This is a genomic window from Falsiroseomonas bella (assembly GCF_003173615.1).
Taxonomy (GTDB): Bacteria; Pseudomonadota; Alphaproteobacteria; order Acetobacterales; family Acetobacteraceae; genus Falsiroseomonas; species Falsiroseomonas bella.
Genome location: NZ_QGNA01000004.1, coordinates 102,035 through 115,889 on the forward strand (window position 1 = coordinate 102,035; position 13,855 = coordinate 115,889).

Annotated in this window: 11 protein-coding genes; 6 read left to right on the forward strand and 5 right to left on the reverse strand. The window is 71.5% G+C overall.

Annotated features, from left to right (window positions below; translation table 11 throughout):
* The first annotated feature begins 81 nt into the window (after nt 1-81).
* The 3 genes from DFH01_RS17385 to DFH01_RS17395 all read left to right on the forward strand — a co-directional run bounded on the left by DFH01_RS17385 (nt 82) and on the right by DFH01_RS17395 (nt 3,388).
* Nucleotides 82-957 (forward strand): LysR family transcriptional regulator, encoded by an 876-nt coding sequence (locus tag DFH01_RS17385; protein WP_109871764.1) that lies wholly within the window; start codon nt 82-84, stop codon nt 955-957.
* 107 nt (nt 958-1,064) lie between these two features.
* Nucleotides 1,065-2,210: a non-hydrolyzing UDP-N-acetylglucosamine 2-epimerase gene (wecB, locus tag DFH01_RS17390; protein ID WP_109871765.1), complete on the forward strand. Its 1,146-nt coding sequence runs from the start codon at nt 1,065-1,067 to the stop codon at nt 2,208-2,210.
* A complete protein-coding gene (locus DFH01_RS17395; RefSeq protein ID WP_109871766.1) occupies nt 2,207-3,388 on the forward strand; it encodes a nucleotide sugar dehydrogenase in 1,182 nt (393 codons plus the stop codon). The genes wecB and DFH01_RS17395 overlap by 4 nt, the downstream gene beginning before the upstream one ends.
* 71 nt (nt 3,389-3,459) lie before the next feature.
* Here DFH01_RS17395 and glmS read toward each other — a convergent pair whose 3' ends face one another.
* Nucleotides 3,460-5,283 (reverse strand): glutamine--fructose-6-phosphate transaminase (isomerizing), encoded by a 1,824-nt coding sequence (gene glmS / locus DFH01_RS17400; protein ID WP_109871767.1) that lies wholly within the window; start codon nt 5,281-5,283, stop codon nt 3,460-3,462.
* A 221-nt stretch (nt 5,284-5,504) separates the two neighbouring features.
* Between glmS and DFH01_RS17405 the strand changes: the two genes are divergently transcribed.
* Both DFH01_RS17405 and DFH01_RS17410 read left to right on the forward strand, forming a co-directional pair.
* The gene (locus DFH01_RS17405; protein WP_109871768.1) at nt 5,505-6,740 is read left to right on the forward strand and encodes an MFS transporter; all 1,236 of its coding nucleotides are present in this window, start codon (nt 5,505-5,507) and stop codon (nt 6,738-6,740) included.
* Between the two features lie 3 nt (nt 6,741-6,743).
* Nucleotides 6,744-7,391 carry a trimeric intracellular cation channel family protein gene (locus DFH01_RS17410; protein ID WP_233256158.1) on the forward strand — a complete coding sequence of 216 codons (648 nt, stop codon included), beginning with the start codon at nt 6,744-6,746 and terminating at the stop codon, nt 7,389-7,391.
* Here the strand turns inward: DFH01_RS17410 and DFH01_RS17415 are convergent, their stop codons facing one another.
* From DFH01_RS17415 to DFH01_RS17425, 3 genes are read right to left on the reverse strand one after another with little or no spacing between them, the layout of a single operon-like run.
* A complete protein-coding gene (locus DFH01_RS17415; RefSeq protein WP_109871769.1) occupies nt 7,392-7,805 on the reverse strand; it encodes a hypothetical protein in 414 nt (137 codons plus the stop codon).
* A 50-nt stretch (nt 7,806-7,855) separates the two neighbouring features.
* Complete coding sequence (locus DFH01_RS17420; RefSeq protein ID WP_109871770.1) at nt 7,856-8,968, reverse strand: alanine racemase; 1,113 nt, start codon at nt 8,966-8,968, stop codon at nt 7,856-7,858.
* Nucleotides 8,965-10,083 carry a pyridoxal-phosphate dependent enzyme gene (locus DFH01_RS17425; RefSeq protein ID WP_109871771.1) on the reverse strand — a complete coding sequence of 373 codons (1,119 nt, stop codon included), beginning with the start codon at nt 10,081-10,083 and terminating at the stop codon, nt 8,965-8,967. The genes DFH01_RS17420 and DFH01_RS17425 overlap by 4 nt, the downstream gene beginning before the upstream one ends.
* Before the next feature lie 50 nt (nt 10,084-10,133).
* On the opposite strand from DFH01_RS17425, the gene DFH01_RS17430 reads away from it, so the two are divergent.
* On the forward strand, nt 10,134-11,243 hold the full coding sequence (locus DFH01_RS17430) for a M20/M25/M40 family metallo-hydrolase (RefSeq protein ID WP_109871772.1): 1,110 nt from the start codon (nt 10,134-10,136) through the stop codon (nt 11,241-11,243).
* A gap of 21 nt (nt 11,244-11,264) precedes the next feature.
* On the opposite strand, the gene DFH01_RS17435 is transcribed toward DFH01_RS17430, so the two are convergent.
* A complete protein-coding gene (locus DFH01_RS17435) occupies nt 11,265-13,391 on the reverse strand; it encodes a calcium-binding protein (RefSeq protein WP_109871773.1) in 2,127 nt (708 codons plus the stop codon).
* Nucleotides 13,392-13,855: the final 464 nt, after the last annotated feature.

The following is a 13,855-nucleotide window of genomic DNA, read 5'->3' on the forward strand; positions in this document are numbered from 1 at the left end:
GCCGCGGCGTCCAGAGACTGTGCCCCGCGTGCCCGCCTGGGCCCTTGATCCCAGCCGGCATCGCGCGCCATCTGCCCGGCGATGCGCCTGCCCGACCTCGATCTCGATCTTCTGCGCTGCTTCGTGCTGGTGGCGGAGACGCGCGGCTTCACCGCGGCGGGCGACGCGATGGGCCTCACGCAATCCGCCGTCAGCTTGCGGATCAAGCGGCTGGAGGAGGTGGTGCGGCGGCCGCTCTTCGACCGCACCACGCGGCATGTCTCCCTGACGCGGGAGGGGGAGCTGCTGCTGGGCTATGCGCGGCGGCTGCTGGCGCTGAACGACGAGGCGGTGCGCCGGCTGGCGGCGCCGCCTGTGGCGGGGCGGCTCCGGCTTGGCGTCGCCGATCATTTCGTGCCGCGCAGCCTGGCGCCGATCCTCGCCCGCTTCGCCCGCACCTATCCCGAGGTGCGGCTGGAGGTGGAGGTGGGGCGCAGCCATGAGCTGCGCGCCAAGCAGGCGGAAGGCGGGCTCGACCTGGTGCTGGGCAAGCGGCGCGACGGGGAGACGGCGGGCACGCCGATCTGGACCGAGCAGGTGGTCTGGGCCGCCGCGCCCGACTGGAGCGCGCCGGAGGACCGCCCGCTGCCGCTGGCGCTGCTGCCGGAAGGCTGCCTGTTTCGCGAACGCGCGCTGGCCGCCCTGGCGCGGGCCGGGCTCGATCACGAGACGGTCTTCACCTGCGACAGCCTGCTCGGCCTGGCGGCGGCGGCGCAGGCCGGATTCGCGCTGACGGTGCTCGGCCGCTCGGGCTTCCCGCCCGGGCTGGTGGAGATCCCGGGCCTGCCGGAACTCGGCGTGGTGGAGATGGCGGTGTTCGGCGACCCGGCGGGGCGGCACCAGGTGGTGAGCCCGCTGGTCGGCTTCATCCGGGACAGCCTGGTGAGCCCGAACCAGGAACAATCAATTTCAGGTTGAATTATAGGCATCCGTAAACCACCCTGGCACGACATGCGGTGTTCGTGTCGAGGGTGGGCGATGGCGCGCCGATGAGGGTGCAACCGGGGGGTAGGGCGCGGCGGGTGATGCTCGTCCTCGGGACGCGCCCCGAGGCCATCAAGATGCTGCCCGTGCTGGCGGCGCTGCGGGCGCGGCCGGGTTTCGCGCCTTTCCTGCTCTCCACCGGCCAGCATCGCGAGATGCTGGACCAGACCTTCGCCGCCTTCGGCGCCGCGCCGGACCAGGACCTCGGCGTCATGTCGCCGGGCCAGCCGCCGGCGGCGCTGTTCTCCCGCATCCTGCTCGGCGTGGCGGCGGTGCTGGAGCGCGAGCAGCCCGACCTGATGCTGGTGCATGGCGACACGACCACGGCGATGGCCGCGTCGCTCGCCGCCTTCTATGCGCGCATCCCGATCGGCCATGTCGAGGCCGGGATGCGCTCCTTCGACCTGGGCCGGCCCTTCCCGGAGGAGCTGAACCGCGTGGCGGTGGATGCGATGGCGACGCTGATGTTCGCGCCGACCGAGGCGGCCGCGGCCAATCTCCGGCGCGAATACAACGCGGGCGGGCGCATCATCGTCACGGGCAACACGGGCATCGACGCGCTGATGGCGATGGCGATGCGGCTGGCGTCGGATCGGGCGCTCTCGGCGCGGACCGAGGCGATGCTGCCGCCGCTCGATCCCGCGCGGCGGCTGCTGGTGGTGACCGCGCATCGGCGCGAGAGTTTCGGGCGCGCACTGGAGGGACTTTGCGCGGCGCTGGCGGCGATCGCGGCGCGTGGCGATGTCGAGATCGTCTGGCCGCTGCATTTGAACCCCGCGGCGCGCGGCCCGGCGCTGCGACGCCTGGCGGGCGTGCCGGGCGTCCACCTGATGGAGCCGCTGGATTATGCCGGGATGGTCTGGCTCATGTGCCGCGCTGCGCTGCTGCTCACCGACAGCGGCGGGCTGCAGGAGGAAGGGCCGGCGCTTGGCAAGCCGGTGCTGGTGCTGCGCGACGTGACGGAACGGCCGGAGGCGGTGGCGACGGGCGTGGCGAAGCTGGTCGGGATGGAGCCGCGCGCGATCCGGGCGGAGGTGGCGCGGCTGCTGGACGACGGCGCCGCGTATGCCGCCATGGCGCGGCATGTCTTCCCCTATGGCGACGGCACCGCGGCGGCGCGCATCGCGGAGGCGATCGCCGACTGGGCGGCGCTGCGCACGGCGCCGGCGGCGCGGAGTGCGGCATGAGCCGCATCTGCGTGCATGGGCTCGGCCATGTGGGGCTGCCGACGGCGGCACTGCTGGCGCTGGCGGGGCATCCGGTGACCGGGCGTGACATCGCGCCGGATCTCGTCGCGCGCGTGAATGCCGGGGCCTCGGGCTTCGCGGAGCCGGGGCTGGATGCGCTGCTGGCGCGCGTCATCGGCTCAGGCGCGCTGCGCGCCTCCACGCAGGCGGTGCCGGCAGATGTACACATCATCGCCGTGCCGACGCCACTCGATGCCGCGCGACGCCAGGCGGATCTCTCCGCGGTGTGGCAGGTCGCCGCCGCCATCCTGCCGCTGCTGCGCGGCGACGAGCTGGTGGTGCTGGAGAGCACGGTGCCGGTGGGCACGACGGAGGCGCTGGCCGCGCGCCTGCCCGCGGGCGTCGCCGTGGCACATGTGCCGGAACGCGTGCTGCCCGGCCGCGCGCTGACGGAGCTGGTGCAGAACGACCGTGTCGTGGGCGGCGTGGATGCCGCCGCCGCCGGGCGCGCCGCCGCGCTCTACCGCGCCTTCGTGCGCGGGCAGCTGGTGGAGACGGATGCGCGCACCGCGGAGCTGGTGAAGCTGGCGGAGAATGCGCATCGCGACGTGAACATTGCCTTCGCCAACGAAATCGCGGCGATCTGCGCGCGCGTCGGCGTGGATGCGCGCCGCGCCATCGCGCTGGCGAACCGCCATCCGCGCGTGGAGATCCTCTCGCCCGGCGCGGGGGTGGGCGGACATTGCATCCCGGTGGACCCCTGGTTCCTGGCGCAGGCGGCGCCGGACGACGCCGTGCTGATCCGCGCGGCGCGGGCGGTGAACGATGCGGTGCCGCAGCGCGTGGTCGCGCGGGTGCGCGCCGCCTGCGCGCGCTACGCCGCGCCGCGCGTGGCCTGCCTCGGCCTGGCCTACAAGCCGGATGTGGAGGATGTGCGGGAGAGCCCGGCCGTGGCGGTGGTGCAGGCGCTGCTGGCCGATGGCTTTCCGGTCAGCGTCAGCGATCCCTTCGTGAGCGAGGTGCCGAACGGTGCGGTGCTGCGCGATGCGGCGGAGGCTATCGCGGCGGCGGATGTCGTGGCCGTGCTGGTGCCGCACACGGCGTTCCGGGCGCTGGATGCGCGGCTGTTCCGCGGCAAGGCGGTGGTGGATCCGGTGGGGTTGTTGGCGGGCGGGTAAGGCGCGAGCGATGAATACGGGTGCGCTGCCCCCACCCCGGCCCTCCCCCGTGAACGGGGGAGGGAGAAGAGTCACTCCACCGTGACGCTCTTGGCTAGGTTGCGGGGCTGGTCCACGTCGGTGCCCTTCAGCACGGCCACGTGATAGGCCAGCAGCTGCACCGGGATGGCGTGCAGGATGGGCGCGGAGAAGGCGCCGACGGTCGGCAGCTCGATCACATGCTCGGCGAAGCGGCGCAGCGCCGGGGCGCCCTGCGCATCGGTGAAGGCCATCACGCGGCCGCCGCGCGCCGCGGCCTCCTGCAGGTTGCTGCAGGTCTTCTCGAAGAGCGGGCCGGACGGGCAGAGCGCGATCACCGGCACGGCGGAATCGATCAGCGCGATGGGGCCGTGCTTCATCTCGCCGGCGGCGTAGCCCTCGGCGTGGATGTAGCTGATCTCCTTCAGCTTCAGCGCGCCTTCCAGCGCGATCGGGAAGAGGCTGCCGCGCCCGAGGAACAGCACGTCGCGCGCCTTCGCGACTTCGGCGGCGAGCGCGCGGATCTCGGCGTCGCGGTCCAGGATCTCCGCCGCGAAGGAGGGCACGGAGAGCAGCGCCTGGGTCAGCCGCCCCTCATCCACCTGCGAGATCTGCTTCCGGGCGCGCCCGAAGCCGACGGCGAGGCAGGCGAGGACGGCAAGCTGCGCGGTGAAGGCCTTGGTGGAGGCGACGCCGACCTCCGGCCCCGCCACGGTCAGCAGCGCGGCGTCGGAGGACCGCGCCATCGTGCTTTCGGGCACGTTGACGATGGAGAGCACCTTCTGGCCGCCCTCCTTCAGCAGCTTCAGCGCCGCCATCGTGTCCGCCGTCTCGCCGGACTGGGAGACGAGGATCGCCGCGCCGCCCTCGGGCAGCGGCGGGTCGCGGTAGCGCAGCTCGCTGGCCACATCCGCGTCGCAGGGGATGCGGGCGAGCTTCTCGATCCAGTAGCGGCCGACATGGGCGGCGAGGAAGGCGCTGCCGCAGGCGGTCAGCGTCAGCCGCGGCACCTTCGCGGGGTCGAAGGGCAGGCGCGGCAGGCGCACTTCCAGCGTGCCGGGATCGAGATACTGGCGGAGCGTGTCGCCGAGCACCGCCGGGTGCTCGTGCAGCTCCTTCTCCATGAAGTGGCGGTAGTTGCCCTTGCCGACCGCGGCGCCGGAGACGGCGGTCTGCACCACGGCGCGCTGCACCGGCGCATCGGCGGCGTCGAAGAAATTCGCGCCTTCCTCCGTGATGACGACCCAGTCGCCCTCCTCGAGATAGGCGATGCGGCGCGTCAGGGGCGCCAGCGCAAGAGCGTCGGAGCCCAAAAACATCTCGCCCTCGCCGAAGCCGACGGCGAGCGGCGCGCCCTGGCGGGCGCCGAGCAGCAGGCGGGGGTGGCCCGCGAAGACGGCGGCGATGGCGAAGGCGCCGTGGACGCGCTTCAGCGTGGCGGCGAAGGCGGCGACGGGCGCCATCCCGCCGGCCAGGTGCTTGTCCAGCAGGCGGACGAAGGTTTCGGTGTCCGTCTCGGTCTCGAACAGGGCGCCTTCGGATTCCAGCTCGGCGCGCAACTCGGCGTGGTTCTCGATGATGCCGTTATGGACCACGGCGACGCGGCTGGTCGCGTGCGGGTGGGCGTTGCGCTCGGTCGGGGCGCCATGGGTGGCCCAGCGGGTGTGGCCGATGCCGGTGGTGCCGTTGAGCGGCGTGCGTTCCAGCACCGCGGCCAGGTTGCCGAGCTTGCCCTCCGCCCGGCGGCGGTCGATGCCGTCCGGCACCAGGGTGGCGATGCCGGCGCTGTCATAGCCCCGGTATTCCAGGCGCCGCAGCGCATCCAGCAGCAGCGGCGCCGCGGCGGCGCGGCCGATCACTCCGACGATCCCGCACATGCGGTGTGGCCTCCTTGTCCGCGCTCGGCCGCGAGGGCCTTACATTAACCGTAACGCCGCCCGGGCGGAATGCCGCGGCGCAGCAGGAACGGGTCACGACCTGTTTCCCGACCTTTCGGCCCACCCTTCGGCCCGCATGGCTGCCCGGCGCAACCATGGATTGACCAGGGCACGGCCGCGGCGCAGCCTCACATCCCTCGCCCCGCAGGAGCCCTGCCGGCATGGCTGCCGCCCCGCCGCCCGACCAGGCACAGACGGGCCGGGATGCGCGGATCATCGCGCTGATCGGCACCGGGCACTTCCTCAGTCACTTCTACATGCTCTGCCTGCCGCCCCTGTTCCTGGTGTGGCGGGACGAGTTCGACGTCTCCTATGCGCAGCTCGGTCTTGCCGTTGCGTTGATGAGCGCGGTGACGGCGGCGCTGCAGACCCCGGTGGGCTTCCTGGTGGACCGCTACGGGGCGCGCCCCTTCCTGGTCGGCGGGGTGCTGCTGATGGCGCTCTCGATCGCGGCGATGGCCTTCGCGCCGGGCTACTGGGCGATCCTGCTGCTGGCGCTGCTGTCTGGTGTCGGCAATTCGGTGATCCACCCGGCCGACTACGCGATCCTCGGCGCCTCCATCGACCGCGCGCGCATCGGGCGGGCCTTCGCCCTGCACACCTTCACCGGTAATCTCGGCTTCGCCTTCGGCCCGCCGGTGATCGCGGCGCTGCTGCTGGTGATGGACTGGCGGCCGGCGCTGCTGATCCTCGGCCTGCTCGGCGTGCCGGTGGCGGCGGCGATCCTGTGGCAGAGCCGCATCCTGCAGGACCAGGCGAAGCCCAAGGATCGCGGCGCGCAGCCGAGCGGGCGCGAATTGCTGCTGTCGCGCCCGATCCTGCTGTTCTTCGGCTTCTTCCTGCTCTCCGCCATGGCGGGCACCGCGATCCAGGCCTTCTCGATCACCGTGCTGGGCAAGCTGTGGGGCACGCCGGTCGCCGTCGCCTCGCTGGCACTGACCGGCTACATGGCCGGCGCGACGGGGGGCACGCTGGTGGGCGGCTGGTTCGCCGACCGCTACACGCGGCACTTCGCCTTCATCGTCGGGCTGACCTGCGCGGCCGCGGCGCTGCTGATGGCGCTCGGCACCGTGCCGATGCCGGACTGGCTGATCCCGCTGGTCGCGGGCGCGGCGGGGCTGGCCATGGGCGCCTCCCGCACGCCGCGCGACGTGATGCTGAAGGAAGCGGTGCCGCCGGGGCAGATGGGCAAGGTGTTCGGCTTCGTCTCCTCCGGGCTGCCGCTTGGCGGCGCGATCACGCCGGTGCCCTTCGGCTTCCTGATCGATCTCGGCCTGGCCTGGCTGGTGCTGCCCGCCGCGGCGGCGCTGCTGCTGGCCTCCCTGCTCTGCATGGGCGGCGCGGCGGAGGCCGCGCGGCGTGCCCGGCCGGTGTCGCCGCCGCTGCCGGCGGAGTAGCGCGTGGATCCGCTGGACGCGGCGCTGCGGCTGCTGGACTGGATCGGGATCGCGGCCTTCGCCGCCTCCGGTGCGCTGGTCGCCAGCCGCAAGCAGATGGATGCGGTGGGCTTCATGCTGATCGCCTGCGTCACCGGCTTCGGCGGCGGCACGCTGCGCGACCTGCTGCTGGGCCGCACGCCGCTGTTCTGGCTGGCGCGGCCGGAGCTGCTGGCCATCGCCGCGGGCGCGGCGCTGATCGTTTTCTTCACCGCGCATCTGGTGGAAAGCCGCTTCCGCGCGCTGCTCTGGGTGGATGCCGTGGGCATGGCGCTCTACGCCGTGGTGGGCGCCGAGATCGCGCTGATCGCCGGCGCCGATCCCTGGGCCGCCGTGCTGCTCGGCGTGATCACGGCGACGGCGGGCGGCATCGTCCGCGACGTGATCTGCAACGAGCTGCCGCTGATCCTGCGCCGCGAGATCTACATCACCGCCGCCGCGGCGGCGGCCGTGACCTATGTGGCGCTGCGCCTGGCGCCGCTGCCGCGCGATGTCGCGCTGGTTTCCGGCATCCTGATCGGCTTCGCGATCCGGGCCGCGGCGATCGTGAAGGGCTGGTCGCTGCCGGCCTACAAGTCGCGGCCCGCGCGGGACTATCCCGACCGCCGCTGATCAGCCGCAGCGGCCGGCGGCGTCCGGTGTTTCGAAGCCTTCGAACTCGGCCTCGTGCGAGGCTGCCTCGACCCAGAGCAGCCGTTGGGCGCCGGGCAGGATGTGCGCCTCCCCGGCGATCAGGCGGCTGCTGTCCAGCGCGGCGACGCGGCTATAGGTCAGGGACACGCCGTCCGGCCCGAGCCGCCAGGCTCGCACCGGCAGGATGCGGCAGAACAGCAGCAGGCGGACCGCCATCCGGCCTGTGCCATCCGCGCCCAGGAACAGGCGTGCGGCGCCGCCATCGCCGCGCAGCCGCGCGGTGCGGCCGATCCAGTCACGGAAGGGCGGAACCGGGAGCGGCGCGGCCTTCGCGATGCCGGGCAGGGCCAGCATCGGCACGGCCAGCACCGAACGGCGCGCGGGATGCATCATGGCGGCGCACAGTCTGCCACGTCGCGCCGGAGCGCAGCATGCTCAAAGCGTTACCAATAGTTGCAGCGCAACCACTCCGCCACGATCCGCCCGCCCCGGAGCACGTGGTAGCGGTCATGCGCCGCGGCAGTGAGGCAGGCATGGTTCGGCACCACGCGCAGGCGGGCGCCGACCGGCAGCCGGTCGAAGGGCAGGGGGGCGTCGCCGGCGGCGCGGACCTCGCCATGTTCCTGATGAACGCGCACCACCATCGCCTCGCCCGGCAGCGGCTTTCCCTCGAGGTCCAGCACGCGGCCGAATTGCCAGTCGCGCGGCGCGTTCTGGGTGCTGCGGTCCTTCGACAGCGCGAGCGCGCCCGCGTCCAGCAGCACCGTGCCGCGCGCGGGATAGCGGCCGATCACGCTGGCCAGCACCGAGACGGCGATGTCCTCCAGCGGATGGGTGCCGATCTGCGCCTGGAAGAGGTCGCCCAGCATGTAGACGCCCGCGCGCATCTCCGTGACGCCTTCGAGGTGCTTCGCATAGAGCGCCGTGGGGGAGGCGCCGGCCGAGACGATCCGCACCGCATGCCCCGCGGCGCGCAGCCGCTCCGCGGCGCGCACCACGCCGGCGCGCTCGATCTCCGCGATGGCTTCCATCTCCGCCACGCTGCGCCCGGCATAGGAATGCCCGGAATGGGAGGCGACGCCCGCCAGGCGCAGGCCGAGCGCGGCGCCGATGGCGAGCAGGTCGTCGCTCTCGGGCGCGACGCCGGCGCGGGCCTCGCCGACATCCACCTCGATCAGCGCCTCGATGGGGCCGGGATGCGCGGCGATGGCGCGGGCGGTGTCGAGGTCGTCGGTGATGACCTTCACGGCATTGCCCGCGGCGTTCAGCGCGGCGACGGCGTCGAGCTTCGCCGGCACGATCCCGACGGCGTAGATCTGGTCCCGGAAGCCGTGGTCGGCGAAATAGCGCGCTTCCGCCAGCGTGCTGACGGTGATCGGCCCCTTGCCGGGGGCGGCCATGTCCGCGACCTGGGCGTTCTTCGCGGTCTTCATGTGCGGCCGCAGGATCACGCCGGGATGCCGCGCCACCGCCGCCGCCATGCGCGCGATGTTGCGCTCGAGGATGTCGAGGTCGAGCAGCAGGCAGGGCGTGGGGAGCCCGAGAAGGTCGCTCATAGCGTGATCCCCAGCATCTCCGCGTAGCGCTGCGTGGATTTCAGGCCGGTGCCGGTCAGCACCACCACGGTCGTCTCCGCCGCGCCGATTCTTTTGTGCGTCACCAGCTTCGTGAACGCCGCCGCGGCCTGGGCGCAGGTGGGCTCGACATAGACGCCGGTGCGGGCCAGCGCGAGCGAGGCCTCCGCGATCTCGGCTTCCTCCAGCAGCACGGCGCCGCCGCCGCTTTCGCGCAGCGCCGTCAGGCATTCCGGCAGGCGCAGCGGCTGGGCGATGGCGGTGCCTTCCGCGATGGTCGGCTTCGCGGCTTCCGCCGGCAGGCCGAGCGCGGCACGGGCGATTGGGCCGCAATTCGCCGGCTGCGCCGCCCAGATGCGCGGCAGCTTCGCGATCTGCCCGGCCCGCAGCAACTCGGAAAAGCCGAGCCAGCAGCCCAGCACGTTCGACCCCGCCCCGCAGGGCACGATGACGTTGTCGGGGGCAGTGAACGAAAAATCCTCCCACAGCTCGTAGGCGAGCGTCTTGGTGCCCTCCAGGAAGAAGGGATGCCAATTGTGGCTGGCGTAGAAGATTTCGCTCGCCTTGTTCAGCGCGGCATCGGCGCAGTCCTGGCGGGAGCCGGGGATCAGCTCGATCGCCGCACCCGCGGCGCGGGACTGCACGGTCTTGGCCGGGCTGGTGCTGGCCGGGACGAAGATGGTCGCGGCCATGCCGCCGGCCGCGGCATAGGAGCTGACCGCCGCGCCGCCATTGCCCGAGGAATCCTCCAGCACGGCCGCAATGCCCTGGTCGCGCAGCAGCGACAGCATCACGGAGGCGCCGCGATCCTTGAAGCTGCCGGTCGGCATGAACCATTCGCATTTCAGCAGCGCCGTGCCGCCGGGCAGCGCCCGCTCCACCAGCGGGGTGCAGCCCTCGCCCATGCTGATCGGGGCCTTGGGGGCGAAGGGGAAGGCGGCGGCGTAGCGCCAGATGCTGCGCACGTCCCGCGCGATGTCATCGCGGGAGATTCCCTTGCGGGGCGTCAGCATCAGCGGCTCGCGGGCATCGCCGCACCAGCGCGGCGCATCGAGCGGCCAGGTGCGGCTGGTGCGGGGGTCGAGGTAGCTCTGCATGGGTGGCACTCTCCCTTGCGGGCCGCCGCCGGGCAAGCGAGGCTTCGGGCATGCCAGACCTGACAGACCCCGTCCTGAAGCTCGCCGCGGACCTCGTCGCCATCGACAGCCGCAGCTTCGTCTCCAACATCCCCGTCGCGGACCGCATCGAGCGCGAGCTCGCCGGCTTCGACCTGGAGCGGCTGGACTACGTGGACGCGAACGGCGTCGCGAAGCGCGCGCTGGTGGCGCACAGGGGGCCGAAGGGCGGCTATGCCCTCTCCGGCCACATGGACACCGTGCCGGCGACGGGGTGGGAGAGCGACCCCTGGGCGCCGCGGCTGGACGAGGCGGGGCTGCTGCACGGCCTCGGCAGCGTGGACATGAAGGGGCAGGTGGCGGCGGCCATCGTCGCCGCGCAGCAGGCGCCGACGAGCGTGCCGGTGACGCTGCTGATCACGTCGGATGAGGAGACGACCAAGGGCGGCGCCGCGCGCATTGCGAAGGAGAGCCGGCTTGCCCGGTCGCTCGGCCTCAAGGGCATCATCGTGGCGGAGCCGACGAGCCTGGCGCCGGTGCGCGGGCATCGCAGTCACATCGCCTTCATGGCGATCGCCCGCGGCGTGCAGGCGCATTCCTCCACGGGCAAGGGCGAGAACGCGAACTGGAAGCTGCTGCCCTTCCTCGCCGCAATGCGCGGCATGTTCGACCGGCTGCGCAGCGATGTGTCGCTGCAGGATGCCGACTACGAGCCGCCCTTCTCCGACTTCAACCTGGTGCTGGACAACCACGGCACGGCGCTGAACGTGACGGTGGCGAAGGCGACGGCCCACATCAAGTTCCGCTACAGCGCGAAGGTGGATCCCACGCCGGTGGTGGATACGGTGCGCGGCGCCGCGAAGGATGCCGGTCTGGAGTTGCAGGAGCAGTGGGAGGGAAGGCCGCCCGAGCTGCCGGCGGATCATCCGCTGGTGACGCTGGGGATCAGGTTGAGCGGCAAGCCGCCGCGCACGGCGCCCTACGGCACGGATGCCAGCGAGTTGCAGGCGCTGGCGCCCTGCCTGGTGCTGGGGCCGGGCGATGTGGGCCTGGCGCATACGCCGCGCGAGAGCGTGCGCGCGGCGGAACTGGTGGCGGCGGTGCCGCTGTTCGCGAAAGTGCTGGCGGCCGGCGCGGGGTAAACCGCGCCGGCCGCCGTCGGGTCAGAGGGCGAAGTCGTTGAGGACCATGTTGGTCGTGTAGCCCTGCAGCGTCACCATGAACTCGGCGCTCGCGTTGTCGCCGTCCGTGTTCACCATCACGATGGTGTCGCCGCCGGACTGGTACCACGCGACCTGGTTGTTGGCGGTGAAGATCGTGCTCTCCGTGGCAAGGAAGGTCAGGGTCCCCGGGAAGGCCGAGAAGTCCAGTATTTCGCTGCCATCGAAGTCGGTGATGATGTCGTTCGTGTCGTCAGTGGAAAGGAAGACGAAGCGATCGGTGCCACTGTTGCCGGTTGCGGTATCCGCGCCGTAGCCGCCGACGATGGTGTCATTGCCGGAGTTGCCGACGATGGAGTCGGCGCCCGAGCCGCCATAGAGGCTGTCGCCGCCATCGCCGCCCTCGATGGTATCGGCGCCGGGGCCACCGTAGACGCGGTCGTTGTCGTCGTCACCGTCCAGGCTGTCTGCGCCGTTCTGGCCGTAGATGCTGTCGGCGCCGTCGTCGCCCCGGATGGTGTCGTTGTCGTCGCCGCCGAGCAGCGCGTCGTTGCCCTCGCCGCCACGGATGCTGTCGGCGCCGGCCTCGCCATTGGCGTAGTCGTTGTCGTCGCCCGTGTTGATCCGGTCGTTGCCGTCGCCGCCGAGGACGGCATCGTTCCCGTCGCCGGTGGAGATCGTGTCGTTGCCGCCGTTGCCGTCGTAGCGCTGGGCGCCATCGTCGCTTGTGTAGGTGGTGCCGTTGTCGTTGCCCTGCGTGTAGTTGCCGCTCGGTTGGCTGGGCAGGGTGGGGCTGTCATTCGGATCGCCGGTGCCGGTGACGGGATCCGGCAGGGTCGCGACGGTCGGCGGCTCGTCCAGGCCGGCGACGTTGATCGTGACATCCACCTCGGTGCCGTCGGCGGAGACGACGGTGAACACCTCCTGCTCGGTCTGGCCGGTGCCCAGGGCCTGCGTGGCGGCGAGGGTGTTGTCGATCAGATAGGTCCAGCTGCCGTCGGCATTCACGCTGAAGGTGCCGTAGAGACCCTGGGTGTTCATCTGCTCGATGAACACCTCGTCGGCCGGGCCGTTCGCGTCGTCGATGGTCAGCAGGCCGCTGGCCGAGGCGAGCGCCGGCGTGTCTTCCTGCACGTCGCCGGTCGTGTTCCCGCCGATGACGGCCGGCGTATTGGCGGGCGCCGGGATGTCGGTGGCCAGAACGAGGTCATCGGCCGACCAGCCCACCTGGTTGCCGACCACGGAGCCGAGGGTGAGGTTCTTGGAGCCGCCCTCCTGGAAGGCGGCGAAGAAGCCGGAGGTGTCGCCGAGGAACTGGGTGACGCCGTTGAACCAGATGGTGCCGTTCACGTAGTTGATCGTCACCTTGGTGCCATGGTCCAGCGTGCCGAGGTTCAACTCGCCCGCGGAGGCATCCTGGACGAAGCCGCCCTGCAGGATGCCGTTGGTGTCCTCGATGGTGGCGCCGTCGCTGTCCACGACGACTTGCGTGCTGCCGCCGTTCAGCACCTTCACGGTGAAGGAGGCCTCCACCAGGACCTTGCCCTGCTTGATCTCGAAGTTGATGGCGTCGCCGTCGTTGAGGCGGAGCGCATTGGCCGATCCGCCACTGTCGAAGCCGCTGCCGTTGATGAAGCCGAAGCCGATGTCGTTGGAGAAGACCGCGCGATTGCCGGTCTCGGTGAAGTCGGTGCCGCCGCTGGACAGCTTGGCGGCATTCGCCTTGCCCATGCCGGTGATGGCGATCGGGTCGTCCGTCTCGTCGAGCGTGCCGGTGACGTCGATCAGGCGGCCGCCGCCGGAGCTGTCGGCAATGTTGTAGGCCTCGACGCCCTCGCCCACGCGCAGGTCGCCGGTGGTGTTCACGAAGCCTGCGGTGGCGGTGTCCACGCCATTCGAGAGGTCGATGCCGAGGGCGGTCATCTCGGCCTCGGTGCCGGTGAAGGCCAGGAACTGCTGCCACTCGCTGCCGGTGAAATCGAAGGTGCCGGTGGAGAGGGTGCGGGTGGCGAAGTCCGTGGAGCTGTCCAGCAACTCAAGTTGCGGGCCGGTGTTGCCGCCCGATTCGAATTTCACGGCACGCGTGCCGAACCAGATGTATTCGGTCGTGGAGGTGGGTTCGACGGTCATGGCCTTGCCTCGTTCTGGACCGCCGGACGGCGGGCTCCGGAACGTTAGCCTTGCGTCATTTTCTACACTACGCACCAGAAGTTGACGAATTTTGACATTGCTCGCGCATTTGGGAGTCGTGGGGAGGCGCGCTGCCGCCGCGCGAAAGCCATTTCGCCGCGAAGCAAATCAATATGCCGTGTGTTCGGGTAAAAATGCCTTGCCATTCAGGCGGTTGCTTGTCGGTTCGGACGGGCGGAACAGTAGCCGGCGCGGCACCGGGACTGCCTACGCAGGGTTGTGCGCCCCCGGGGCGAGGAGGATCTGCCCTACAATTCCTTACAATCGGCCTGTCGTTTCGTGAGGCGGTGCCGGGAGGCCTGAATCAGAGAAGGGGGGCCAGACCCCGCGGCCCATGCGCGGGAAGCGGGTTGCCGGCGGCAGCAGAAGGCAGGAACCACTGCAGCAGATGCGGCTGCGGATGG

What these genes read in the sequence shown, in the direction of transcription:
- DFH01_RS17405 (WP_109871768.1), top strand. Translation starts at nt 5,505, where the DNA reads ATGGCTGCCGCCCCGCCGCCCGACCAGGCACAGACGGGCCGGGATGCG.
- glmS (WP_109871767.1), bottom strand. Translation starts at nt 5,283, where the DNA reads ATGTGCGGGATCGTCGGAGTGATCGGCCGCGCCGCCGCGGCGCCGCTG.
- DFH01_RS17420 (WP_109871770.1), bottom strand. Translation starts at nt 8,968, where the DNA reads ATGAGCGACCTTCTCGGGCTCCCCACGCCCTGCCTGCTGCTCGACCTC.
- DFH01_RS17395 (WP_109871766.1), top strand. Translation starts at nt 2,207, where the DNA reads ATGAGCCGCATCTGCGTGCATGGGCTCGGCCATGTGGGGCTGCCGACG.
- DFH01_RS17430 (WP_109871772.1), top strand. Translation starts at nt 10,134, where the DNA reads ATGCCAGACCTGACAGACCCCGTCCTGAAGCTCGCCGCGGACCTCGTC.
- DFH01_RS17415 (WP_109871769.1), bottom strand. Translation starts at nt 7,805, where the DNA reads ATGATGCATCCCGCGCGCCGTTCGGTGCTGGCCGTGCCGATGCTGGCC.
- DFH01_RS17425 (WP_109871771.1), bottom strand. Translation starts at nt 10,083, where the DNA reads ATGCAGAGCTACCTCGACCCCCGCACCAGCCGCACCTGGCCGCTCGAT.
- DFH01_RS17385 (WP_109871764.1), top strand. Translation starts at nt 82, where the DNA reads ATGCGCCTGCCCGACCTCGATCTCGATCTTCTGCGCTGCTTCGTGCTG.
- wecB (WP_109871765.1), top strand. Translation starts at nt 1,065, where the DNA reads ATGCTCGTCCTCGGGACGCGCCCCGAGGCCATCAAGATGCTGCCCGTG.
- DFH01_RS17435 (WP_109871773.1), bottom strand. Translation starts at nt 13,391, where the DNA reads ATGACCGTCGAACCCACCTCCACGACCGAATACATCTGGTTCGGCACG.